Annotated in this window: 12 protein-coding genes; all 12 read right to left on the bottom strand. The window is 67.8% G+C overall.

What is annotated here, in order from left to right; all coding sequences use genetic code 11:
* Window positions 1–58 precede the first annotated feature (58 nt).
* Window positions 59–922 (bottom strand): pyridoxine/pyridoxal/pyridoxamine kinase, encoded by an 864-nt coding sequence (gene pdxK, locus ELS24_RS21645; RefSeq protein ID WP_127185334.1) that lies wholly within the window; start codon window positions 920–922, stop codon window positions 59–61.
* Window positions 923–984: 62 nt separating this feature from the next.
* A complete protein-coding gene (locus ELS24_RS21650) occupies window positions 985–1482 on the bottom strand; it encodes a hypothetical protein (protein WP_050450339.1) in 498 nt (165 codons plus the stop codon).
* Complete coding sequence (locus ELS24_RS21655) at window positions 1479–1940, bottom strand: MbcA/ParS/Xre antitoxin family protein (protein ID WP_230695897.1); 462 nt, start codon at window positions 1938–1940, stop codon at window positions 1479–1481. Before ELS24_RS21655 ends, ELS24_RS21650 begins: the two co-directional genes overlap by 4 nt.
* On the bottom strand, window positions 1924–3003 hold the full coding sequence (locus ELS24_RS21660; protein WP_127185335.1) for a peptidylprolyl isomerase: 1080 nt from the start codon (window positions 3001–3003) through the stop codon (window positions 1924–1926). The genes ELS24_RS21655 and ELS24_RS21660 overlap by 17 nt, the downstream gene beginning before the upstream one ends.
* A gap of 29 nt (window positions 3004–3032) precedes the next feature.
* Window positions 3033–3599: a YbjN domain-containing protein gene (locus tag ELS24_RS21665; protein WP_127185336.1), complete on the bottom strand. Its 567-nt coding sequence runs from the start codon at window positions 3597–3599 to the stop codon at window positions 3033–3035.
* 40 nt (window positions 3600–3639) lie between these two features.
* A complete protein-coding gene (locus tag ELS24_RS21670; RefSeq protein WP_083447578.1) occupies window positions 3640–4338 on the bottom strand; it encodes a DNA repair protein in 699 nt (232 codons plus the stop codon).
* Window positions 4339–4342: 4 nt separating this feature from the next.
* Window positions 4343–6040 carry a putative porin gene (locus ELS24_RS21675; RefSeq protein WP_050450157.1) on the bottom strand — a complete coding sequence of 566 codons (1698 nt, stop codon included), beginning with the start codon at window positions 6038–6040 and terminating at the stop codon, window positions 4343–4345.
* Window positions 6041–6076: 36 nt separating this feature from the next.
* A complete protein-coding gene (locus ELS24_RS21680) occupies window positions 6077–6790 on the bottom strand; it encodes a TonB C-terminal domain-containing protein (RefSeq protein WP_050450158.1) in 714 nt (237 codons plus the stop codon).
* Window positions 6791–6807: 17 nt separating this feature from the next.
* Window positions 6808–7227, bottom strand: a complete 420-nt coding sequence (locus ELS24_RS21685) for an ExbD/TolR family protein (protein ID WP_100856877.1) — start codon at window positions 7225–7227, stop codon at window positions 6808–6810.
* A 9-nt stretch (window positions 7228–7236) separates the two neighbouring features.
* Complete coding sequence (locus tag ELS24_RS21690; RefSeq protein ID WP_127185337.1) at window positions 7237–9162, bottom strand: DUF2341 domain-containing protein; 1926 nt, start codon at window positions 9160–9162, stop codon at window positions 7237–7239.
* Window positions 9163–9200: 38 nt separating this feature from the next.
* Entirely contained in the window at window positions 9201–10823 is a 1623-nt protein-coding gene (locus ELS24_RS21695; RefSeq protein ID WP_127185338.1) for a ShlB/FhaC/HecB family hemolysin secretion/activation protein, read from the bottom strand.
* Window positions 10824–11258: 435 nt separating this feature from the next.
* Entirely contained in the window at window positions 11259–23972 is a 12714-nt protein-coding gene (locus tag ELS24_RS21700; RefSeq protein WP_127185339.1) for a filamentous haemagglutinin family protein, read from the bottom strand.
* Window positions 23973–23991: the final 19 nt, after the last annotated feature.

The following is a 23991-nucleotide window of genomic DNA, read 5'->3' on the forward strand; positions in this document are numbered from 1 at the left end:
TGGCTTGAGCTGCGCGCCCCGCGTCAAGACCGGGGCGCGTTTGGGTTGCTGTGTTGGCCTAGCCTTCCACCGCCAGCTCTTCCCAGCCCAGCTCGCGCGTGCGCTGCAAGGTGGCCGTGACTTGCGCCGCCGCCTCGCGCGCCGCTTCAGGCAATTCCTGCCCGGTCAACAGCTTGGCCGTCAGGCTGGCCATGAACACGTCGCCGGTGCCATGCACCGACGGCGGGATGGCGATTTCCGGATGCGTCACGACGTTGAGCGTGTCGCGCGTGACCACCGCCAACTGCAAGGCGCCCGGTTCCGCCGCCATCGGCGCGGCGCTGGTCACCACAATCCATTGCGGCCCCAACGCGATCAGTTCACGCGCCGCCGCCGCCACCTCGTCCATCGTCGCCAAGGGTCGGCCCACCAGCATTTCTAGTTCAAAGTGATTCGGCGTCATGCCGTCGGCCAGCGGCACCAGCAAGTCGCGGTACTGCGCGACCAGACCCGCGTCCACATACAAGCCGTCGTTGCGGTCGCCCATGACCGGGTCGATATGCACGCGCAGGTCCGGCCGCGCGGCGCGCAAGGCCGGCAACCAGCTTGCCAGCAGGTCCGCCTGCCCTGGCTGCCCCAGATAGCCGCAGACCACGGCGCGCGCCACGCGGGTCACGCCGCGCTCGTCCAGGCCCTTCAACAAACCGGCGAACCAGTCCAACGAAACAGCCCCGCCATGCAGCGTGGGGTAGTGCGGCGTATTGCTCAGCACCACCGTGGGCACCGCGATGACGCGCAGGCCCGCGCGGCGGAAGATCGGCATGGCGGCGTTGTTGCCGACATAGCCGTAGACAACTTGGGACTGGATCGAAATGACGTCCACCTGCGCGGTGAAGGCGGGCAACGCTGCGCCGGGCGTGGGGGCAGCGGAAATGGCGGTCATACGGCGGGCTCCTGACAGGAACTTAAGGTTGCATGCCGGCAAGCGACCGGCTGCGCAACATTCTAGTCCGCTGCGGCGCCCTGGCATGCCGCGGCCAGCCAGGCGGCGCCGTCCCGCACCGCGCGAACAACGCCGCCGAGGTGGGGCGCGTAGGGATAGGCCACCGACGACAAGACCCGGCATTGCCCCATTTGCGGATGCGCGGTGTTCATCAAGTACTGGACGCCGCCCGTGGCGGTCGGCACGCGCAGCAACAGGGCGTCACCCCCCGCCAGCCAGGCGTCGCCCACCGCCCGCGTGGCGCGCAGATCGGTCTGCCAATGCGGCGGAGGCTCGGCCACGCCCACCGCGCGAGCGGGCGCCCCCACCTCCAGCAGCAGGTAATCGCGCGGCAAGGCGTCAGGATGCGGCACCTCGGCCAACGCCAGTCGCGCGAGCACCGCGGCGGCCGGGCTTGCATCCAGCACGATCACCGGTGCGCCCGCCTCGTGCCACCGGCCCGCCGGCAGCGCGCGCGGCTGCACGTCCTGGGCATTGCTCAAGCGCCACAGGGCAATCATGGGCCGTTTCCTTCGTCGATATCCACCAGCCATTGTTCGATCTGGGCGGCGTATCGCCCGTGCTGGCACACCCGCAACGGCACCCGTCCAAGCAGCCGCCGCTTGGGCGCGCTGAGCCAGCGATACGCGTGATCGCGGTCGCCGAAAACCAGTTCAGCCAACCACACCACCCGGATAGCGCGATGCAGCACGCGCAGGTCAGCCAGGTCCAGGCCCAGCGCACGCGGTGCCTGCGCGGCTGTGGGTTCGGAGATTCCCGAGGGCATTCCCAGGGGCACGCCCATGGGCATCAACGGAAACCAACGCGCAAGATCATTCGGGAACGCCTGGCGCAGCGCTTGCAGTAACGCCGCCGCGCTTCGCAAGCTGGCGGGCGGCTGCGCGTGGCCCAGCACCCGCGTCAGACGCGCGTCCAACGCCACCGTGACGGCGCTTGCCGCGTCACGGGGCGCGGGCAACGGACGGCGCGCTTGCCTGGGCGGCTGAGTTCTGTTCGAACGCGGCATTGAGGGCAGCGCCATCGATGCTGACGGTTCCGGCATTCAGCAAACCCTCCATATAGGCCCGCGCGGCCAGTTCCTGACGTTGGTTACGCAGCGCGGCGCGCAGCGCCGGCCTGACTTGGTCGAACGGCGTCACGCTGGCCGGCTGCAACGCCGCCAGCTTCAGGATGTGAAAACCGGCGGCCGACTGCACCGGGGCCGACACATCGCCGGCCTTCATCTGCTGCACTACCGGACGCATCTCCGGCGTCAACTGCGTCAACGGCACATAGCCGATGTCGCCGCCTTGCGCGCGCGTGGTCTCGTCACGCGAATTGGCCTGCGCCAGCGCCGCGAAGTCGGCCTTGGGCGCCTGCGCCCGCTTGGCCAGGTCCAGCGCCTGCTTGCGCGCCGCCGCCACCGCGTCGGCATCCGCCAACGGCGCGGGCAGGAAGATCTGGCTGACGCGATATTGCGCCGGCTCGGTCAGTTGGGGCTTGGCGCGTTCGTAAGCCGCTTGCAGCTCAGCGTCGCCGGGATAATCGTCCGGCGCGCGGCTGACGGATTCCAGATAGCTCTGCACCACGATGCGTTCCTGCGCAGCCTGCACCGCCTGTTTGATATCGGGCTTGTCCTGCCAGCCCTGCGCGCGTGCCTGCTCGATCAGCGCCTTCTCGGCCAGGCGCCCGCGCAGCCACTGGTCCAGGCCCGCGCGGTTGTCCTGCAATTGCTGACGCGCCTGCGGCGGCAAGGCCTGCAATTGACGCATCAATTCATCGCGTTCAACACGCACGGTACCCAAGGTGGCAATGGCCGGGGCTTGGGGAACCGGCGCGGCCGTCGCGACCTTGGTCGCCGTGGCGCCCGGCGGCGAGGCCGCGGGCGCGGCGGACGCCACGGCTTTGGCTGGCGCCGGAGCGGGCTCGCTGCTTTGGGCATCGTTGCCGCGCATCAACGCGACGGCGCCCGCCAGCACGGCGATTAGCAGCACGGCTGCCGTCACGCGCAATTGCTTGTTGGAAGTCAGAGTCTTGGTCATGGATTGCACCCTTTGCCAGGCAAGCCGCGTTAGGCTAGCGCCGTTGTCTCGACCGCGTCGGCTTCCGGTTCGGCTTCCGGTTCGGCTTCCGGTTCGGCTTCCGGTTCGGTTTGCGGCTCGGCCTGCTGCTCGGCTTGCGGTTCGGCTTGCACTGCCTGCCCCGCCTCGCCTTGCTCCGCCGAGGCGTTAGCGCGCAAGAACAACAGAAACTCTTGCAGCAAGCGGTCCCACAGTTCGGTCGTGGCGCGTAGATACGATTCCGACACGCCGCCGGCCACGATCACGTCCAGTTCCAGCACCAGAAACACGCCTTGCACCGACAGGCGGGCAAAGCGCTTTTCCACGTTCCATCGCTCGGCCAGACCGGCCGGCAGCTCGCCTTGCACGCGCAACGCGCAGCTCAGCGTGTAGTCCAGATAATGGCCGTCCTGCTGGGCCGGGTTGCCCATGCGGGCGGCAAAGCCCACGCCCTGGCTGGCGCTCAACAGTTGCACCATGCCGTTCTGCTCGGACAGCGTCACGCGGTAGCCAACGGATTGCAGCAGGGCTTGCAGGCGTTCGGCGTTCACATCAAGAATCAGGTTCGATTCGGTCATTTCAGGTTTCCAGGAATAAAGAATGGGCAATCGGGAAAGGCTACGGCGTGGACGTTGCAGCAGCTTGACTTTGGGGCGCTTGCGCGTCGTAGAGCTTGTCGCCGTACACCTGCGCCTGCTCTTCGAACTGCACGCGGGCCTTGCCCGCAAAGGGTTGCTTGAGCGCCAGAATGTCGCCCGTGCTGATGCGTTCATAGGCATTCAGAATGTCTTTGCCGGCCTGGTACATCTCGCGGTTTTTCGCCAGGCACACCTTGACCTCTTCATCGCGCTGCGCCAGGTTGCGCGCCAGCGCCACGCGCTCCGTTTCCTTGGCGCGCGCCAGCGTCAACAGTTCGTCGTAGGCGCCCTTGAACTTGCCCAATTGCGCATGGCTGGCGGCCACTTGGGCCTGGGCGCTTTCCGTCAGGGCGTCTTGTTGCGCCGCCAGCTTCTCGGCCTGCCCACGGCTCTTGGCCAACTGCGCGCGCAGCGACTCCAGCTCTTTCTGCGCGGCGTCCAGCTGCGCTTGGGTGGCCGCCTTGGCCGCGTTGATCTGGGCCTGCTCGCTTTGCAATTGCTGTAGCTGCTGCGTGGTGCTGCGCAACTGGGTGCGCAGGCGCTCTTCCATGGTTTCGGCCTGAACGCCGCCAGACAGGGAGAGGCCCGCCGCGCACAGCGCCACGGCGGCGGCCAGACGCCGGCCGCGCCCGGCCGTGGGGGAATGACGGGATTCATTCCATACGAGGTGCATGTCCATGGCCTTAGAACCTGGCGTTGATTTCGAACTGCATGGTGTCGATGGCCAGCGGTTCACCATAGATCTCCTTGGTGCTCATCCAGCGAAACACGCCATACACGTTCTTCTCGAAGGCATAGCCCGCGCCGATGTAGTAGCCGCGCGCGTTGGTGCCGCCCTGATGGAACGACGAATCGTTGAAGGCATCGGGCAGTGCGTCCGGCTGGATGTACTTGTAGCCAACGAAGGCCAGCCAGTCGCCCTTGTCTTTCAGGTCATACGAACGGCCCAACGTGGCTTGCAGCATCCAGGCGTTGGGGCCGCTTTCGACGTTGCCGTTGTCGTCGAAGTTGTTGACGATGTAGCCCTGCGAGCGGCTGGCCATCTTGCCCTTGCTGTAGGCCAGGTTGTGGATGAAGTTGCCGTTCACGCGCAGGCCCAGGCCATCGAACACGCGGGTATCCCAACGCAGGTTCAGATCCAGCAGGTCGAACTTCGAGGCCAGGCCCACGTATTGCGGCTGCGGCGTGTTGGCCGGGTCGAGCGGGTTGGGGGCGATATTGCGCAAGAGGAACAACGTGTTGCCCTTTTGCATGAAGGCGGGCCGCGACCAGTCGGTATCGCAGTTTTCGTCGCCCGCCCACGGCGAGCACGCGCTTGAGCGCTTGCCGGCGATGTTGTCGAAGTGGTAGTACGCCAGCGCGCCGCGCAGGCTGTTCTGGTTATTGACCTTCCAGTCGGCGCCCACCTGCGCGCCCAACAGCCATTTGTTTTCGCTTGCGCCTTCCGACATGGACGACGCGTTCCAGCCGTTGTTCGCGTACTCGGTCGCAAACGCGCCCAGCGTGCCGAACAAGGTCACATCGCGGCCTTGCAGCGGATGCTTGAAGATGGCCGCGATACCGTCGAAATTCAGATCATTGGAGAACAGCGTATCGGTGGATTCGAACGGGTTGGCGATGCGGCCGCCGGTTACCGTGGCCCAGGTGGCGGGACGATAGGTCAGGTAGGCCTGGTCAAGCCAGATTTCCTTCTTGCCCATGCCGCCACCCAAGGTCTGGGACGTGGATACCGGGCTGTCGTCGCTGCCGGTGGCCAAGCGGATGCCCGCCGTCCAGGCTTCGGAAATTTCGGCGCGCACCCCAAGACGGGCGCGAATGCGCAACTGGTTGCGGCGGTCTTCGCGCGTGTTCAGCATGGGCGGATAGCCGCCGTTGCTATTCTGGTTGACGTCGTACGGGCCGTTGGCGTTGAGCTTGGCGAAATTGACAATCTCGTTGCTGTTGCTGCCGTTGTAGAAGCGCGATTCGTCACGCACGCGGACGTCGCCTTCCACGGTGATGCGCGACACCCATTCCGGGAAGGTATTGGGTTGTGCCCAGTTCTCTTCCTTGGCCTGCACCATGACTTCCGCCTTGACCTCGTCGCGGATCTGGTCACGCACGGTCTGCGGAATGTAGGGCACACGCACGTCGCCCGCTTGCGCCACGGCGGCGCCGCGATCTGCGGGCGGAGCGTTGCGCGCGGCCTGGGCTTCGGCCTCGGCCTGCGCCACCAGCGCGTTGGCCTGTTCGGGCTTGAGCACGCCTTGCTGCACCAGCAGGCGGATCAGGTTGATGGTGGCGTTCTCGGACGGCGCGGGCGCGCTGTGCGCCGGCAGCGAGGCGGCGCCCGCCACGGCCAACGCCAGCGATGCCGCCAACCGGTTCAATGGGAACTTCATGCTCTTGTCACTCCAGGATCAATTCAATGTGAGACATCAAGACGGGCGGCGGCCTGTCAGCGAGGCACGGATGGGCATGCTGGCCGAGGCCGGCGGTCGTTCGTCCAGGCCCGGCACGGCGCGCAGCGCGGCGATCACACGGGCGTCGACGTCGGCATCGCCGCTGCCACGGGTCAGTTCAACGCGGGTCACCTGGCCCGACGCCGTGAGCCAGATGTTGGCTTGCAGGCGGAAAGTCAGATTGCGGGTACGTTCGTCTTCGCGCAGGATCTTCTGCAGCGCATAGGCCAGGTATTGGCTATAGGTGGCGTTGCCCGCGCGGCCCCCTCCCCCACCCGACATGCCCTTGCCCTGCCCCGCGCCGATGTTGAAGGCGTCGCTGCCGGCTTGTGCGTCGCCGTCGATCTGCATCGGGTTGGCCAGGTCGTCGGCCGGGCGCGGGGGCGCCTCGTCCTGCGGCTTGGGCGGTTCGGGCGTGGGCTGCGGTTCGGGCTCGGGCGTGGCCACGGGCTCTTCCTTGGGCTGCTCGGGTTCCGGCGGCTTTTCGGGTTCGGGTGGCGGCGGCGGGGGTGGTGGCAGCGGGATGATGGCCGTGACCTTGGGCGCATCGCGCCGAACGCCGGACATATCGTTGGCCCAGCGCCAAAGCGCATAGGCCGCCACGATCGCCGCCACCACCACGGCCGCCAGCTTCAGCCAGCGGCGCGCCGGATGCGGATCGCGCGAGGAATCGGATGCATGTTGCGGCATGACGTCGGTTCCGGCCTCTATTGCGGCTTGCCGGTGACCAGCCCGACCTGTGCAAGTTCCAGGCGGCGCAACAGGTCCAGCACTTCCACCACTTTCTGGTATTGCACGGCGGCGTCGCCGCGCACAATGACCGGGAAGTCGGGGTTCAGTGCCTTCTCGGTGCGCAGCCGGTCTTCCAGCTCGGGCAAGGTAACCGGGTAAGCGTCCAGGAAAACCTGGCCGGCGTCGTTGACGGAGATCGCCTTGGTTTTCGGCTGCGACAAGGCCACGGTGGAGCTGGCCTTGGGCAGGTTGACCTTGATGCCGGCGATCTGCGCGGTGGCCGTCAGAATGAACATGACCAGCACGACCATCAGCACGTCGACCAGCGGCGTGATGTTGATGCCGTCCACGGGCGCGTCGTCGTCATCGTCCTGGGAAGTGGATACGGAAGCCATGGCTGCTCCTTACGCTTCAGCGGACGCGGGTTGCACGTCGCGCACGGCCGGGCGGCTGGCCGCCGGGGCGCGCACTGCCTGCTGATGGGCGGCTTCCTGCGCTTGCGTTTCGCCGTGCACTTCAGCCAGGCGCGTGACGAACTCGTCGACAAACACGCGCATGTCGGCGCTGACTTCCTTGTTGCGCGACACCAGGCGGTTGTAGCCAAACAGTGCGGGGATCGCGACAAACAGACCCATCGCGGTCGCCAGCAAGGCGGCGGCCATGCCGGGCGCGATGGCGTTGATGTTGACGTCGCCCGCCATGGCCGTGCCCAGGAACACGACCATGATGCCCAGCACCGTGCCCAGCAAACCGATGTAGGGGCCGCCGGCAATGGCGTTGGACAGCGAACCCAGCTTCGAACCCAGCGCCAGGTTTTCCTTGGTGCGCACTGCGTCCATCGACGCGCGGATGGCTTCGATGGTGGCCGTGGAAATGGACGTGGTGTCGGCGCCTTGCGCGCGGCGCGTCCGGATCTCGTTGATGGCGACGCGATACAGGCGCCACAGCGAGGCGTGCTCAACGCGCGTGGCCAGCGCCTTGTCGTCCGCCAGCAATTCCAGACGCTGGCCAACCGTGGCGAAGGCGTCGCGGAAGGATTCGTTGGCGCGCGCCACGCGAGCCACGTTGCGGCTCTTCTTGAACATGATGATCCAGGACTGCACCATCATCAGCACCAGCACGCCGATGATGATCCAGGCGTCGATCGGCACGGCGTTAAGCAGAAAGCCCAGTCCGCCAAAGCCAAAGCCGGATTGCTCTTCATCGGCGCCGTAAACCACCAGGCGCGACTCCGCGCCTTGCGAGGCCGCGTCGGCGTAGATCAGCGCAGCGGGACGCGCAACCTTGGACAGGCGCACTTCGTCGATCGCGCCCACGAACGGCGCGTACGTCGGCTGCGGCGCCGGGACGACTTCGGCAGGCGTCGTGCCGTCCGCGGCGGGGGTGGCGGGAGTGGCGGGGGTGGCGATGGGCGCGGCCGGCATCGGCACATCGCCACCCAGCGCGGCAGTGGTGCCAAGCGGCGGCAGGCTCGCGGCCAGCGATGCGGTGGCACGACCATTCACATACAAGTGGACCTGGCTGCCATCGGCCGTCACGGCAAGGTGTTGCCAGGCGGCGGGCGTCAGCGGTTGGCCGGGTTGGCTGCGCTGGCCGTTCACTTCCACAAAGGGCACGCCCTGGTTGATGCCGATCAGCAAGGCGTTGCCGGCGTCGCGACGCGCGTAGATCAGTTGTTCACCAGCCGGCTGGTCGGCACGCACCCAGGCGCTGAACGTGAACGCGCCCGCGGCAGGCATGGCCAATGACGGGCTGGCCGGCAGCATCAGCGGCGCGGCGCCCGTGAATTGCGCGGCGCGGCCGATCACGCCGTCCACCATCGCAGCGGTCGGCGTCTGGCCGTGGTTGCTGTAGCCCGTGGTGTCGCGGGGCGGCGCACCGGCGGCGCCGTCAAAGTGATAGACCAGCGTGTAGTTGAGGTCGAAGCTCAGTTGGCCGTTGGCCGAGGCGGGCGCCTTCTGGTTGCCGTAGTACATCCAGATGTCCTGACGCTGGCCGTCGGCCACGTCCGGCACATCCACCCACACCAGCGCCATCCCCAGCAAGGGGTCGAACGATTCCAACTGGTGGTTCAGCACGGTCTGGTCGTCGGCCGCCACGAAGCGGATGTCGGCGCCCTTCTCGTTGATGCCATCGAAGGTGAAGTTGCCCGTGTGCAGGCGCACCAGCAGCGGCGTGCGGCCGGCGGGGCCGCCCAACGGCATGCCCTGCGCGGTGCTGTCGACGGTGATTTGCTTGCGGTACTGCCAGTCTGGTTGCCACCAGGCGTTGGCGGCGGACGGCAGTACGCCGGCCAGCACGGTTAGCAGGAGCATCAATAGGCGTTGCATGAGTAAGACTCCGGGATGAATGGGGTAAACGCGTGCGCTCAGAAGTTGGCGCGGACGCTGAAGTTCAGACGGGGATCATGTTTGCGGGTATTGGGGCCGTCCTTGAGCGGGTAGCCCCAGTCCAGCGAGCCGGACAACCAATCCAGCACTTGCAGGCGGGTACCCAGGCCCAGACTGGCCAGGGAATAGCTGGCGTCCTGTTCGGGCAGCGGATCACGCAGGCGCAAGCTGGCCGCGTCGGCAAAGGCGTAGAAGCGCCATTCGTTGACGTTGGCGCCCAGCCAGCGTGCCAGGGAAGGCGTGCGCCATTCCACCGACGCCAGCACGCCGTCGTCACCCGTGCGTTCCGCGGCCAGATAGCCGCGTACACTGGTCGCGCCGCCGGCCGAGAACTGCTCGTTGGACACCAGCGCGCCCGAGGCCAACTGGAACGAGCCGCGTAGGCCCAATTGCCAGTCGCCAAACACGTTGTGCGTGTGCGTGCCGTCGCCGCGCAACAAGGCGAAGCTGGGGCTGGCCCGATAACGCTTGTCGTCGAATTGCTTCCAGTCGCTGCCTTGGTTGAAGAAGGAACCGCTGGCGCCCACCACCGACAATCCCAGGCTGCTTTGCGATGACTCGGAATAGCGGTAGCCGTTGTAGGCCAGCGTGAACGGCAGGTACTTGATGGGGATCTGGTCTTCGTTGTCGCCGAAGCGGGTGGACTCATCGAACTTCTTGTAGTCCAGGCCGATGGACAGCGAATTGCTCCAATCGCCTTGCGGATCCATCGTGTAGATGGCGGACAGCCCGAAGGAATAACCCTTGCCCAGCACGTTGGTGCCGCCGATGGTGGCGACGTTGCTGTCGCTCTTGTAGCCCGAGAATTGCAGGCCCCAGCGCGGCGTCAGCGGCATGGAGTACGAGCCCGACCACACCTTGGCGTTGTCGGTTTCCTGCGGCGCGGTGAAGAAGGTCAGGCTGACGGAATGGCCCAGTTGCCACAGGTTGTCATAGCCCAGCGACGCCGTGCTGCGCAGGCGCGAGGTGTCGGCGCTGTAATCGTTGTTCAGGCCCAGGCTGGCGTGCCAGGGGCTTTTGTCTTCCACCTTCAGGTCCACATCCATCGTGCCCGGGAGGCGCCCTTCCTTCACCAACGGCACCACCTGGCGGCTGGCGCCCTTGTTCAGTTGCGTCAGCTCGGCCTGCGCGCGATTGAAGTTGGGCACCTGCCCTTCCTGCAAGGCGGGCACGTCGTCGCGGATCGCCAGGGGCGAATAGTGCTGCGCGCCCACCACCCGCACGCGGCCGACCTTGGTTTCCGACACCTGCAAAAAGACGATGCCGTCGGCCACCTGCTGTTCGGGCAGGTCCACATAGACCGACTGGTAGCCCTTTTCCTGATAGATCGTCTGCAAGGCCTCGCGCGCCGATTCAATGTCGGCCAGGGTGCGGTCGGGTCCCAGATAGGGATAGACGGCGCGCTCGATGTCACGGGCTTCAAGCACGGTGTTGCCGCGCACGATGTATTCGTTGATGTTGACGCGGCGCGCCGAGGTGGCGTCAGCCCCGGCCGCGCCTTGCGCCCAAGCCGCGTTCATCGCGACGATCAGCACGAACGCCTGCGGCGCGCGGCGCACGATGGCGCGCAGTGCGCGGCCCCTACTTTCGAAATCATGCATAGCGATGCACTCAGTTCCTTGTGTGAAAGCCGGTCTGGTACCGGCCGCTACCGTGCAGCGCGCATCGCGACAATCCCGTTACGGTTTTCGCCCACAACCCCGCGTCTACAACTTCTGCTTGTTACTAGACGTACTGGCAGGCCCAAGACCGCGCGTTGTAAGAAAAACTTCACGAAAAAAATCAAGGCGTCGACCGGTCCGAACGGTCTGGCGGGGATTCTGGCGACGCCACATGACGGCGCCAGCAGCGCAACAAAAAAAAGCGGCCAGTAGCAAACTGGCCGCCCATACGTAGGATGGGTGAAGCGCGCAAACCCCACGGCAAGAACCCCGGCCCCGAACGCGCGCAACCCATCAACCGCCGTCGGCATGACTCCACCCCGGGTCAAACCCATCGCGTTCCTCACGCCCCGGTTCGCCCCCCGCCCCCCAACTTCACAGCATCAACTTGCGCCGCTCCTCCGCCGTCAAAGATGCCGTCTCGCCCACGTCCAACGCCCCCGCCCCCAGCACCTGCACCGCGCTGGCCGCGTCGTACTTCGGCGTACCCGCAGCCGCACCCGCTGACGGCACAACCGGCGCGGCGCCCGCCACCGGCTCATCGCCATACCCCAGAATCTGCACATTGATCACCGACGGCTGGTTCTGACGCGCCTCGGCCTGCGCGCGCTGGGCGGAATCCTGCGCCGCATTGACTGCCGAGCTTGCCGCCGCGCTGGCCGACGACAACGCACCGGTGTTGACCCCTGCCGTTACCGGCACGCCCGCGCTATCGCCCTGCGCCTGGATGTTGGCCGCGTTCACCACTTGCAAGGCCGCGATGTTCACGTTGCCCGATACGCGGATGCCGGCCTCGCCGGCGTCAATCGTGCCCAGCGGGGCGTACAGGTCCACATCGCCCGCAGGTACTTCCGGCAGCGGCGCCAGCGTGGCGATGCCCGCGCCGGTGCTGGGCGCGTTGGGCGACAAGGTCACGTTGCCGACGGCGTCGTAGACGCGCTTGGGCGGCGTGTACAGCACGGTCGTCTTCGAGCCCCGGCCCGCGTTGATATCGCCTTGCGCCGACCATGCGGTGATCCCCCCACCGAAGGTCGTCATCACCCGGCTTTGGCCCAGCAGGATGCTGCCCTGCGCGTACAACTGGATGTTGCCTTCGCCCTGCGTGATGATGCCGGCCGTGGCGGGCGGCGCCACGCCTTCCACGCCGAACACCTGCTGCCCGCCCGGCGTCATCAACTGAATGTCGCCGCCGAAGGTGCTGCGGATGCCCGCCGCGCCATACAGCGTGATGTCACCCTCGTAGGCGCCCGGCGCGGTTTCCGGGAACAGCGCGGCGATCGCCTGCCGGCCACGCAGATAGCTACCGTTGCGCGGGCTGGCCAGGTCGTTGTATTCGCGTCCGCCGGAACGCAGCTCGGCAAAATAAACCTGCCGCGCAAAGATCCGTTGCTGCTCGGCGGGCAAGGCGGCAAAGGCCGCGCGCGCGTCGTCCGTGCTGCCGGCAAAGCCATAGCGTTGCGTCATCCACAACAGCAGTTCGGCTTCGTAGGTCTTGAAGGCCAGGCCCTGGTCCAACAGCGGACGGCTGGGATCGGCCGCCTGGGCCGGGTCCAGATACCGCGCCAGGAACGCCGCGTAGTCCGGCCCCTTGGCGCCCACGCCCGCCTGCACGGCAATCGACGCGCCAGGGCGGTGGTCGCCCGGCATCACCGCGCCCAGGCTCGTGATGGAAGCCTTGTCCGCCATCAGCACGTGACGGCCGGCCGACACTTCCAGTGCGCCGGGGCCCGCTACCTGGAACGAGCTGTACAGAATGTCGCGACCCGCCGACACCCGCGACACATCCAGCGCGTCGCGATGCAGGAACAGGTTGCCGGTCGAGGTCACCGACGTCCCGCTTGCGCCAAAGTTCATGCCATTGGTGGAGGGCACGTCGGTCGACGTCCCCGTGTTCGTGCCCGAGGCCACGATGTCGCGGCCCGCCAGCATCCAGACGGGGCCCGATGCCTCGTACCAGGTTTGGCCCAGGTTGGGGCCCTGCACAATGGACAGCGCCTCGCCCGTGCGCAGCCCGACGATGTCGCCATCACGGGCGTAAAAGCGCGTCACCGTATTGGAACCCGCCGTGCTGGCCGTCAGCGCGTTGAAGTAGAACAAGGGGAAATGGGTGTACCGGTCGCCAGCCAGGCCGTTGGCACCCTGGTTGCTCAAGGCCACATTCGAATTGGCCTCGGACAAGTAGCCCGCAAAAGCTGGCGCCAACACGTTGGCGACGCTGGCCGGGTCCGCCCCCGAGCGGTTGATGGCGTAGCCACCCGCGTAGATGGAATCCCCCGCCAGAATTTCCAGTTGCCCGCGCGCTCCCGGCGCCAGCGTTAGCGAATACGGCAGGCCGCTTGCTTCGTTGTTCAGGTAGCCCGCCGACACGCCAGCATAAATACTGCCGTCATACGCCGTGGCGCGCAGAATCGACGGGTACAGATAACGCCCGTCGGACGGCGAGGTATTGCGCCCCGGCTGCACCGCCAGGCCCTGCGCGCTGTGCGAGGTCTGCCGGCTGGGCGTCAGGTTGCCGCCCGCGCTGGACAGCTCAATGGCCGTGTTCTCCGTCCACATCGAGAACCAGCTATAGCCGCCGCCCGTGCGCATGGTGCCATCTGGCATGCGGTAGGGCGTGCTGTTGGGCAAGGCGACACGGCCCGGATCGCTGGCCCCGCCGACGACCAGGTCGCCGCGCGTATCCAGGCGGATCACCGCGTCGCCGGGAATCAGCACCAGGCCGCCCGTGGCGCTGGCCATCGTGGACACGTAGGGGTCGTAGCCACGGCTTTCCTTCACGTCTTGCTCGCGCGCTTCGTTGCCGTATTGCAGATCCAGCCCGCCCACCGCGCCACCGGCCAATTGGGCATGGCCGCGCAGGTTGATCAGCGCGCCCTGCAAGTCCAGCGCGGGTTCGCCGTAATAGGGGGTTGGCCCCACGGCCGAGGACACCAGACCGCGCGCGCTTTGCGTCGGGTTCAAACCGCCTCCGACACGGATGTCGATATCGCCGCCCCCCGTCAACGTCATGCCGCCGTCGGCCGCAACGCGGCCGGTGCTGCCCACGGCCACGATCAGGCCCTGGCTGCGCGGATTGTTGATGGACCCGCGCGACTCGATGTTGCCCGCGTCGCCGTCCACGCGCAGGCTGACGTTGCCGCCGCCCAATGCCCCGAAGCCGGTGAAGCCCACCAACAGCGGCGTGTTGTCCTTGAACGCCGAGGGCGCACGCGTGTAGCTGCCGAAGTTGATCCACCAGGCGGTAGGCGTATCGCCGCCATTGGCGCTGCCGGTGCCTTGGCGCCACAACCAGTTGCCGATGCCCACGCTGGGATCAATCACACGCGAGTCGAAATTGCCGCCCGTGGTCTTGCCCCACACATCGCCGCGCAAGGCGCCGCCCGTGTACAGGCTGAGGTTGCCGCCTGCTTCCGGGTACCAGGCCTGATACCCCGCGCCGGCCGACACGAAGGGTTCATACGTGGTCGAGTGAGCGTCGCCCAGCACCGTGGTCTCGTAGCGGCCACGCGGCAATTGGTAGGCAGCGTCCACGTTGGCCGGTTGCGTGCCGGCCGTGTAGACGCCATAGGCCGACATCAGGCTGAAGTCGCCGCCCGCCGCCAGGTCCAGGTCGCCCGTACCCGTGCGCAACACGCTGAAATTCTGCGTATGCGTCACCACCGACGTCGACGATTTATTCTCGATGCACTGCTCCGCCGATAGCGAGCAAAGGTCGATTTCGGCCTCGGACACCGGCGTTCCCACCGGATACCCGAACCAGTTGTCCGGCCCCCAGACAAAGCGCGGCGGCGGCATGCACAGCCCTTCGATCGCGTCGCACAGCCAGAGCAGGTCTTCCGGCACCGGTGTGCCGGGTTCAAAACCGGACGGGCCGGCGTCGGGCCCCCAGACCAGGCTTGCGCCCTTGACCAGGCTGGCGTTGTAGTGGGTATCGGCCAGCGTCAGCTTGCCCGCGTCCGGTCCGCGCACAACGCGCAGCGGATCCGCCGCATCCAGGTCCGCGCCCGCCACCAACTGCATCGACCACGACTGGCTGCCGGCCGGCAGCATCTGGGCCACCGCCCAGTTGCGCCGCTGATCCGCCGCCGTGCCCGGGCGCAGCTCAACATAGTCGACCCCTTCGGGGAACACCAGCTTGGTCTGCGACGGGATCAACGCGCCCTGCTTGAGCGTGATGGTGCCCGCCATCAACAACACGTTGCGCTCATAGCCTTGTGTCGTGTAGAGATTGGGCAGGGCCACGTTGGCCGGCCACGTGAACGACTGAAGCGCCGTGCCGGCCGTGAGCATCGTGCCCGCGCCCAAGCGCGTGCCGACGGGCAAGCTCACCGCTTGCTCAAGAATGCTGCCGGCGGCGTACAACAACTGCCCGGAGGCATCGCGCACGTCGCCCGACAGCACCACGCCGGCGGCCAGGGTCAACTCCTGGTTCAGCGCGGCCTCGACCGGCAGGCGGGTGCCCGCGGCCAGCGTGGTGGCTTGCAGGGGCAAGGCGTAGTTCAGCGTCTTGCCGCCCGGGAACTCCGTGCCCTCGGCCAACTCCACGCCGCCACGCGGCAACACCACATCACCGCCAAACGCTTGTGCGCCCGGCGTCAGAATCCAGCCGTTCTCGTCATCCGGCGTGGCCGAGGGCGGCGCGAAGCCGTCGTTGATACTGCCGTACACATCCAGGTTGCCCTTGGCGCGCAGCGTCAGCGCGCCCGCTTCGCCCGAGCCATAGACCGAGGTCATCGCCGAGTGCGGGTTCAGGCTGGCGTAGCGATAGCGCGACAGGTCCAGGTCACCTTGCACGACCAGATCGCCATCGCCCGTCTTGCTGACAATTTCCACGCCCGGGCGCAGATGGAAGACATCGCGGTAGGTGGCGTTATTCAGGCCTGCAAGCTTGGTGTTCAAGAGATAGCCATTGGCCCGCGCGCGGCCGATGAACGTTGTGCTGTCGCCGTGCAGCGTTTCCAGATACGCCTGATCAATGATTTGATATTCGCGGCCGCTCGTGCGATCCGCCGCAACGCCTTCCCGGGCGTCGTCATAGCGCTGGGTGGCGATCAGCGAGATGGCCTTGGCGCCGTCTATCGTGACCGGGCCGCGCGCCTCGATGGCGATGTCGCCATAGGTGGCGGCGGAACCCGCCACCCCGCTACCGTTGTTGGCCGCGTTGCCGGCGGCGTCTATGCGCGGCGCAAACAGGTCCAGGGTGCCGCGCGCCACGCCGTCGTGCTGCCCCGTGCCCGTTCCCGTCGTGGCCGCCGTGCCGTGGCGCACGTCAATGCGCGCGCCACTGGCAAGCGTCAGCACGCCGCGACCCGAATTCAGTTGCACCACGGCGCGGTTGGGCGCGTCGATGATCTTGCCGTAGCTGTCCACGCGCAGCACGGTTCCGTGCGCATCCAGCACCGCGTTCGACGCCAGGGTCAGGCCATCGCGCGCGGCCAAGCGGATCCGGCCCACGCGCTCGCCGCTGGCGTCCACCAGGCCGGCCACGGTCAGGCTGCCGCCGTCGATCGACAGGTTGATGTCGTTGGCGCGCAGCGTATCGCCCAGCGTCAGGCTGCCTTGCTTGATCTGAAAACTGCGCGCGCCGGTCACGCCGCCGTCGTTCAGGCGCTGATTCAGCGTGTTGAAATTCGCGTTCAAGGCGCCCGGCGCGCCCAGATGTTGCGCGCTGATGTCGATGCTGCCCGCGCGGTAGGGCACGGCCGTGCCGCCCGCATCGTAGACGCCCGAACTCGTGCCCAGGATGCGGCCTTGCAGGTCCACCACGCCGGCCGAGGCCGCGATCGCGTCGGCCCGCAGACTGCCCGCGTTGTTCTGCTGCGCCGACAGATCGATCAGCGCTCCGCCTTCCTGCCGGATGCTGCCCTGGCTGCTTGCCAGAACGACGTCGCCGCCCCAGCTATAACGCAGCACGTCGTTGAAGGCGATGGCCCGGCCCGACACGTCCAACTGCGAAGCCGACGTCAGCAACACGCTGTCGCGGCCTTCCAATGTCAGCTTGCCGCTGGGCAGCACGATGCTGCCATCGACCCGCACGTTCGCCCCGACCAGGCTGATTTCCGCGCCCAGGTCCTGCACCGCCGCCGCTTGCACCCCCGACGCCCCCGACGCACCCATCACCCGCACATTGCCACCCGCCGTCATGCGGTTGACGGAACCCGCCCCGCCGGTCAGCAAGGGCGTGTTCAGGTTGAGGTTGCCGCCAACGTAGGCATAACGGCCCGTGGCGCTGTCGAACGCGCCCTGCGATTCGTAGACCGACAAGCTGCCGCGGTGGTTGGCGGTGATGCGGTCGCTGGCATTCAGGTTGACGCTGGAAAAGCCCAGCGCCAGCCTGGCGTTGTCGTCCAGCCCGGTGGGTTGCGCGCCCTGCCCATAACCGAACTCGATCCGTTCGGCGTCGATGCGCAGCGTACCGTGGCCCGTGCCGGCCCCACCCGCCGCCACCGCGCCCGGCGCTTGGGTAGCCCCATTCCACACCAGATTCTGCGTGCGGATGCTGGCCTCGTCGCCCGCGTCGCCGTAGCCATAAATGGCCGGCGTGCCCAGCGCCAGCGTGGCCAGGCTGTATTTGCCGGTCAGCGGGTCGCGCGTGTCCAGCGCCACCGTGCCATAGAAGTTAAGCGCGTCACGCGCGGTCAGCGTCAGGGTTTCCAGCGCGGGGGCCCCCATGCTGGTATCACCGCGCAGCAGGCGGCCCAGGATGTCCTGGTTCAGCGTCAGGCCGTTGGGCAAGACACCGCGCGCGGCGGCTTGGGTCAGCGCCTCGGTCGTGCCGACATTCACCGCGCCCACTGCCAAGGCCAGGTTGCGGGTGCCGTAGCGCACCTGTTCGCCCAGATCGAATACGCCATTGGTGGCGGCGGCGATGGTGCCCTCGGAATACAGACGGGTCACGCCCTGGCAGGGCTGCGCCGCGCAGGTGCCGATGCGGATGGCGCCCGCGCCCAGTGCGTCCGGCGCCAGCACATCCAGACGGCCATTGGACACCGCCAGCAAACTGCTGGCCCCGGGCTGGAAGGCATAGCCGCTGGTGGAGTCCACCGACGGCGCGCCAGCGCCCAGCGTGGATATGCCCGCGCCGGCTTCAAGTTCGATCGTGCGCGACGAGATCAGCACTTCCGGCCCCGTCAATTGCGCGCCCGCGCGCAGCACCACCTGGTTGGCGGACGCCTGGAAGGTATAGAACCGGCCGCCCGACCCGTACCACACTACCGGCAGCGCGCCGACGACCAAACGGCTGGCGCCCAGCGCGTTCAAGGCATCCGCCTGCACCGACGTGCCCGCGAACCCCGCCGTGGGGGTCTGGCCCGCCGCCAGGATCTCTACCGTCGAGCTGCCGCCGTTGAGCGCCACGGCGCCGCCGAAGCCGCCCTTCGCGGCCGTGAAATTCGCCAGCCCTTCAACACTCAGCGCCTGCCCGTCCGTGGACCCCGGATGGATCGCCAGCCGCAAGGTGCGGGCGTCGGCCGGCAGCATCGCACGCGGCACACCGCGCGTCACGGCATCGGCCGCGACAAAGCTGGCGTAGCTCATTTCGTTGTACTGCGACAGCGTGCGCAGCACCTTGCCCGGCGTCAGGATCACCGCGCTGGCCAGGCTGTTCACCACGTTCGTACCCGCGGTCGACAAGGTGCCGCTGGCCGCCCAGGATTGATTGCGCATCTGCATCGGCGCAAGCGCCGCGCCCGCTGAAGCGCCGCCGTTGATCTCGACCCGGAACGCGCCGGGCAGCAAGGCATAGGTGGACGGCATCAAGGTGTAGGTGCCGGCCGGCAAGCCCGGCACGCCCGCGCCCAGCGTGATCTGCTGGCCAACGCCGGGGGTGGAGGCTCCCGCCTCGCCACCCACCGGCGCCACCACCGGCTGCGCGCCGGGCACGATGGCGTAGACCGGATTGCCTGCCAGCCCCGGCAGGGTGAAGCCGCCTTCGGGATTCATGCGGACCAACGGCGCATAGCGCGCATCGGTGGATCCGCCTCGGCCCGACACAAAGCCCGCGCCCGTGAGTTCGCCGCCCCCGGACAGATCCAATACGGACCCCGGCTGCGCGTCCACGTCGCGAAACCCCAAGGTGATACCGGTGCGCAGGGTAGCGGCCCCGTCCAGGCCGAGCGCGCCGCCCACGCCCACCAAGGACACGTCCGCGCCGTTGAACTTGTACGACACGCCGTCGGTCGTGCCGCCATACGGCATGACCAGACCGGCGCCGCTGACCGACGTAACGCTGCCCGGCAACAAGCTCAGGCGCTGCGTGCCTATCTGCTCGCTCAAGTCGCCCAGCGTGATCGCGCCCAGCGGCGCGCGCAACACACCGCCCTGCTCCACAGTTGCCGCCGCCAAACGCAAGGAGCCAAATGCCGAATAGGGCATCGCGGGCAAGGCGCTCGTCGTGCCTTCATGCCGCGCAATCCGCAGGGTGCGGTCCGGGTCGAACACCTGCGTGCCGTTCGGCCGACGCGTGAAGCCCACCAGCACCTCGGCCTCAACGCCGGTGCCCGGGTAGATCTGCGCGGCGATCAGGTCCAGATCGCCGCGCGTCCACAGGCGCGTGCGCGGCTCGTTGTCGTTGTGGGCCAGAAAGCGCAGGTCGCCCGCGCTGTCCAGCGTCACCCGGTCAAAGCCGCTACGCACCACGGACAGCACGCCGCCCACGCTGCGGTTGATCGTGCCTTGCGTGCCGAACGACAGGCTGTTGCCCACTTCCAGCAAACGGCCCGCGCGCACCGTGAACGTGCCCTCGCCCACGTCCTGCGCGTCGCCGAACAGCACGCGCGGCCGGATCATGCCGTTGGAGGCCGCGTATTCTCCCGGACCCGACAGCCGTACATAGGACGCGGCCAGGTTGACCTGGGCCGGTGCGTGGGTTTGCATGCCGGCCAGCGCATCCCCCTGCGGCGCCAGCGAAAATGCGCCGGCGTACAAGCGCAGGCTTTGCCCCACCGCCACGTTGACATCACCGTCGAAAGACATCAGGCCGTTGGACAACAGCCCCAGGTGATCGAAGCCCCCGCCGGCCAACAGCCGCGACGGATCCAGACGCGCCTGGCCGTAGCGCAAGCCGTCGTCGGCTTCGCCCGGCGTCAGGCCTGTGGCAAGGGGGGTGCCCGCCCCCGAAGCCAGCACCATTTCGCGCGGCACCTGCACGGCTTCGCCCGCCACGCCCTCGCCCCAGGTGCGGTACAGCGGCGTCTCAAGCGCGATATCCAGCGTGCCGCCCGCCGCGCTCGCGCCACCCGCGCGTGCGATGAATGTGCCGTCCAGATGCAGCCCGTTGTAGGAACTGAGCGAGATTCGCCCGCCGTCGCGGTCCAGCCGCACCGGGCCTACACCATTCACATCCACGGTCGTGCTGGCGCCGGAGGCGTCCAACACCGCGCCGGGACGCACGATGACATACAGGTCGGATGCCGTTGCCGTCGCGCGATCATGGTTGATCTCGCCGCCCAGCACGATGACGCCGCCCGCGTCCGCCACGCCGTAGCGGCGGCCCTGCGCATCCACGCCCGTTTCCGAGCGGCCGGCCACGTTCAGCACGGCCTGCTCGCCGATCCAGATGGAGCGGTCGTGAGCCTCGCCTTGCACGACTTCCAGGGACTCGGCCACATCCACGTCACCCACGCGCAGTTGGCGGATATCGATCTTGCCGCCCGCCGCCGTCAACGCGCCCAGCACGGTAATCTGCCCCGCCCCGCGCATCTGAATCGATTGCCCCGGGTCCACGTTCAATTGCGCGCCTTGCCCAACGATCAGCGCGGCGTCCACATTCGCGCCGGTCGCGGCAAGGTTGCGCCCGCTTTGCAGCGACAGGCTGGCGCCCTGGCGCTGCGTTACCGTTGCCGCGACCACGTCATGCTGATAGACCGGCGGCAGCCACGTTTGCAGCACCGATGAGGGGTCCGCGCCCGTCGGCAAACCGGCCGCGCCATCAATAGGGCGGTACACAGGCATCAACACATCGATACGCGCGCCGTCGGCCACCGTCAGGCCGTTGGCGCCCGTGAGCTCGTAGCGCGAATAGCCTTGCTGGAAGAACGGCGCGTCCAGCGTCAGCACGCGCTCGTCGGCGTCGCCAGGCGCGCGCCCCAGCACGATCTTGTCTCCCGTCACCGCCAGGGTGCCGCCGCCTTCCACGCCATAGCCGCGCAGCTCGGCGCCCAGGCTGAGTCGGCCGTCCTGCGTGCCGCCGGCCACCAGCTCCACGGTGGTATTGCCGCCCTTGCCGCCCGTCACGCGCCCGTTTTTGCGCAGCACCGCGCCCGAGCTCACGTCGATGACGCTGCCGGCGTCCAGCAGGATGTCGCCGCTGCTACGCAGCGCGACCGTGCCGCCGTTCAAGTAAGGCATGGCGCCAATCTGCTCGGGCGACATCGCCAGGTTGCTGAATTGCCCCCGGGTGTCCAGCCGCGCCCGCGCGCTCAGCGCCAGCGTGGGTTGGGCGCCGTCAGCCCCGGCTCCGGTGGCGGTATCGGCCATGCCCGTGGGCGTAGCCTGGTTCAGCACATTGCCCAGGCGGATGCTGCCCGCGCGTGCCGTCAGCGTGGCATCCACGGATACCTTGTCCGCGAACAAGGTGATGTCGCCCCCCGCCGCCACGCCCAGATCGGACTGCACGGCGATGTCGTTGGCGGCGATCTTGATCGCGCCCAGGTTGAACGCATTCAAACGCGTGGTGTCCAGATGCAGGATGCCCGCCCGCGCTTCAGGCAACGCGGCGTCCAGGTCCAGCCCATCCGCAATGGCGTCCACCCGGTCAGACAACAGCACCTGTTGAACGGTGTTTTCAGAATGCCCCAGCGCGTACGACATCGAGCCGGTGGCCTTGTTGTAGTACGGCGTGTACGTGCCCACCACCAACTGCGCACCGCGCGCCGCCGCGCGTTGCGATTGCTGATAGCCGTCCAGCCCCGGCTGCGGCGCCGCGTTCTGGCGCTCGCCCTGATAGGTCTGGCCAATCAGGTCGCCTTCCAGCACCGCGCTCTTCGTGCCGACAAGCAGCCTGCCCGCGTCACGCCCCACCGTGTAGCCGGTTTCAAAACGTTCCTTCGGCGCAAGCAGGGGGTTGTAGAAATAGCGGGTCTGGCCCCAGCGTTCGGACTTCGCCTCGTAGCCCTTGTACAAGCCCGTGTACGCCAGATCGCCGGGCGCGCGCGACACCTCATACAGCCGCCCGTCCGCACCGCGCAGCCAGGTCTGGCGGACCATGCCGTCCTGCACGTCCAGCGTGCCGCCCGACACGTTGATCTGCGACCCGGCGCGCGTAACCACTTCGCCGCCCGTGAACTCGACGTTGCCGCCCTGCGCCATCCATTCGTTGACGGCGTGGCCCTGGGTGCCCAGATAGCCGCTGACTTCCAGCAGGCCCCCTGCCGTGTACCAGCGGTCGGTGGCGTAGCCGTTGGTGCCTGCCGGTACAAAGACAAGTTCGCGCGCATCCACCCAGATGTCGCTGTTGTTCAGCTTGCCGCTGTCGCGGTTGACCGCCGCGTCGCGCTGCTCGTTGCCCTGTACGTTGATCTTGACGCTGTTGTTCTCCATGGCCACGGGCACCCCCACCGCGCCCGCCACGTCCAGCACCGCACCGTCACGCAGCAGGCTGCGCTGCGCGGCCTGCACGGCAATCTGGCCACCCGTCGCCAAGGTGATGGAGCCCGACGCAAAATCCACCGTGCCCGAACTGTTGATCTCCACGCGCGACAGCTCGCGCCGGTCGCTACCGCCGGGCGCCCAGGCCGAATCCGACGCGGCGATGACCGGCGCCCGCAGGCCGTCGCGCTGGCTGTCCAGCGCCAGCGCGCCGCTGCGGTCCAGCAGAATGGCCGTTGTGCCCGCTTCCGCCAGGGTGATCTTGCCGCCCTCGCCCGTCGCGTTCAGGTGCACCGTGCCGCGCGTATCGACCGAGGTGCTGGACAGCGCCACACCGCCCTGCACCACGTCGCCCCCCGTCAAGGTCACATCACCCAGCGAGGCCTGGATCAAACCCGTATTCACCACGCGGCCGGGCGTGCCGGTAACGCTGACTTCATTGCCCTTGGTGGTGGACGCGAGATTGCCCGACGTGCCCTGTCCACGCTTGATCACGAAATTGTCACCGGCGGCCAGCACAGCCTGGCCCGAGGGCGTGTCGATGGCGCCCGCGTTGGCGGTTTCCTTGCCCAGCAGCAGCACATAGCCGCCGCTGGTGGTGGACGTGGAGGGCGCGGCGGTCCGGATCATTGCGCCCGCTTGTACGTCGACCTTGCCCAGCGCATCCTGGAACGTCGGCTGCGTGCCGTTGTCCGCATACAAACCCTTGTCGCGGAATTGCGCGTCGGTGATCGTGGCGGCGGCGACCACCAGATTGCGCGCATTCACCTGGCTGGTGCCGGTGAAGATGACGCCGTTCTGGTTCACCACCATCACGGTGCCGTCGGCCTTGATCGCGCCCTGGATCTGGCTGGGCTTGGCCGCTGCGCCCACCACCCGGTTCAGCACCGCGTCGTCCGCACCCTGCTTGAACTGCACCGTGGTGTTGCGCCCCACGTTGAAGGTGTCCCAGTTCAGGATCGCCCGCGACTGCGTCTGTTCAATGGTGACGATCTGGCGGCCGTTCTCGACACTGGGCTTGGCAGCCTTGGCGCCTTCCCATTGGGCATTGGCGCCCGTGGCCGCCCACAGCCCGCCTTCGACCAGCCCGTCGGGCACGCCGCCACCGTTGGCGGCTGCCGCGGCCGCGCGCGCCGCCGCCTGCGCGGCCTGCTGCGCCGCGACGGCGGCAGCCGTGCGGTTCAGGTTGTCCAGCGACCGCTGCAACTGCTGGCGCGACTGCGCCTGTTGGCGCGCACTGCTGCCGATGCCGGCCAAGCTGCCGTCGGGCATGCGGCCCGTACGCTGCGCCGTCGATTGCACCGCGTTCTTGTCGGAGAACCAGCCCGGGCTGAACGCCCGTTGCTGCGCCTGCGCCGCCCCGCTGGCACTGCCCGCGATCAACAGCGCCGTCACGGCCTGCGACAGTGGCGTCGGACGCCAGTTCGGGCGCACGCGCGCCCGCACGGTCCCCATGTTTCGCTTGCCACCCAACCCCGACATCCGTGCCTGCATGATCGCCATCCCTTGTTTCAATCGCGCG

It is taken from the genome of Achromobacter spanius (genome assembly GCF_003994415.1).
Classification (GTDB): domain Bacteria; phylum Pseudomonadota; class Gammaproteobacteria; order Burkholderiales; family Burkholderiaceae_B; genus Achromobacter; species Achromobacter spanius_C.

Bases quoted from the DNA above. Each gene is read 5' to 3' on its own strand.
- pdxK (WP_127185334.1), bottom strand. From the start codon at position 922: ATGACCGCCATTTCCGCTGCCCCCACGCCCGGCGCAGCGTTGCCCGCC.
- ELS24_RS21650 (WP_050450339.1), bottom strand. From the start codon at position 1,482: ATGATTGCCCTGTGGCGCTTGAGCAATGCCCAGGACGTGCAGCCGCGC.
- ELS24_RS21660 (WP_127185335.1), bottom strand. From the start codon at position 3,003: ATGACCAAGACTCTGACTTCCAACAAGCAATTGCGCGTGACGGCAGCC.
- ELS24_RS21665 (WP_127185336.1), bottom strand. From the start codon at position 3,599: ATGACCGAATCGAACCTGATTCTTGATGTGAACGCCGAACGCCTGCAA.
- ELS24_RS21670 (WP_083447578.1), bottom strand. From the start codon at position 4,338: ATGGACATGCACCTCGTATGGAATGAATCCCGTCATTCCCCCACGGCC.
- ELS24_RS21675 (WP_050450157.1), bottom strand. From the start codon at position 6,040: ATGAAGTTCCCATTGAACCGGTTGGCGGCATCGCTGGCGTTGGCCGTG.
- ELS24_RS21680 (WP_050450158.1), bottom strand. From the start codon at position 6,790: ATGCCGCAACATGCATCCGATTCCTCGCGCGATCCGCATCCGGCGCGC.
- ELS24_RS21685 (WP_100856877.1), bottom strand. From the start codon at position 7,227: ATGGCTTCCGTATCCACTTCCCAGGACGATGACGACGACGCGCCCGTG.
- ELS24_RS21690 (WP_127185337.1), bottom strand. From the start codon at position 9,162: ATGCAACGCCTATTGATGCTCCTGCTAACCGTGCTGGCCGGCGTACTG.
- ELS24_RS21695 (WP_127185338.1), bottom strand. From the start codon at position 10,823: ATGCATGATTTCGAAAGTAGGGGCCGCGCACTGCGCGCCATCGTGCGC.
- ELS24_RS21700 (WP_127185339.1), bottom strand. From the start codon at position 23,972: ATGGCGATCATGCAGGCACGGATGTCGGGGTTGGGTGGCAAGCGAAAC.